The 1,063-nt window shown below is 50.3% G+C and carries 1 protein-coding gene; it reads left to right on the top strand.

Annotated elements, in window-relative coordinates:
* The coding region (locus HPA02_RS18090) for an RHS repeat-associated core domain-containing protein (RefSeq protein ID WP_222594020.1) at positions 1 to 514 on the top strand (514 nt) is incomplete at its 5' end.
* Between the last annotated feature and the right edge of the window lie 549 nt (positions 515 to 1,063).

The raw sequence follows: 1,063 nt of genomic DNA, 5'->3' as shown, positions 1-1,063 counted from the left end.
CCAGCAGGGCAGGTACATCAGCCAGGACCCGATTGGCCTCAACGGCGGCACCAACCTGTATGGTTACGTGACCAACCCGACCGGAATGGTGGATCCGCTGGGGTTAGAAGGAGAACATATTTTCTGGCGTGCCATCAAAGACGTGCCGAGGATGTTTGGGCAATATGCCGACGACATGTTGATACCAGAAAAAGAGACTGCTGAAGCGGTTAGCAATGTGGCAGCAGTTTGCTCACTCTATCCTCCTTTGACTGTTCCTTGCGGCGCCACCTCAATTGCTGCAGGCGTTTATGCAGCAGGCACAGAATTTGCTGGCGGAAGTTATCGGCAAGGAGTGGTTGACATTGTTCCAATAGTTTCGTCCGAGACCACGGGCTTTATTTTCAGGCGAGCTAGTATTGTATCTGAAACTGTCAGTAACGCTGTTGGTGTTGGCGCTGGCTTTAAAACTCAGTACTGGATGAATGAAGACAACCATATTGATGGCGAGAGGCCCTATGAAATCGGCGAATAAAAGGAAGTTCATATTTGGCGTTATCCTCTGGGTTTCTTTGGCGTCACTAATGACAAGAGGTACTGGGAGGGAGCTAGATCTTTCAGGATATGTTTTTATTTTTTTATTTGGGCTGCTTATCAGCTACTACTTAGTAGCTTACCTATTTGGATGGGACATGATTAACTATGGTGGAGGAATGATAAAAAAAGGCGAGCACGACTTTGTGAGGGCCGTTATATTTTTGGTTTTTGTTTGTTTCTGGACCTGGGGTTTCTTCAGTTTTTGAACCACTTGATTCATAGAACAACTGCAGCACTTTAGATCCCTGAATTCAACCAATAAGCGCAACACGGACGTTGCGCCCACTTTCCACCCGCCAGGGAAGGCACCTCGCTGCCTTTCCTGGCGGTAGCGTGGCCGAACGGCCGCTCCGCCAACGCTTCGAGGAGATGATGCGTCTTTTTTATCCTTGTTTCCTGCTCACCGGTCACGCCGTGGACTGCGGTGGCGTGGTGATCGGCTCCGCCAGCGGGGAGGGCAGCTAAGATGGCCGATGCCACCGGACTC

Source organism: Bisbaumannia pacifica, from assembly GCF_007989625.1.
In the GTDB taxonomy this organism is placed as follows: domain Bacteria; phylum Pseudomonadota; class Gammaproteobacteria; order Pseudomonadales; family Halomonadaceae; genus Bisbaumannia; species Bisbaumannia pacifica.
Note: the sequence above shows the minus strand (reverse complement) of the source record. Positions and strands in the feature narration are given on the sequence as shown.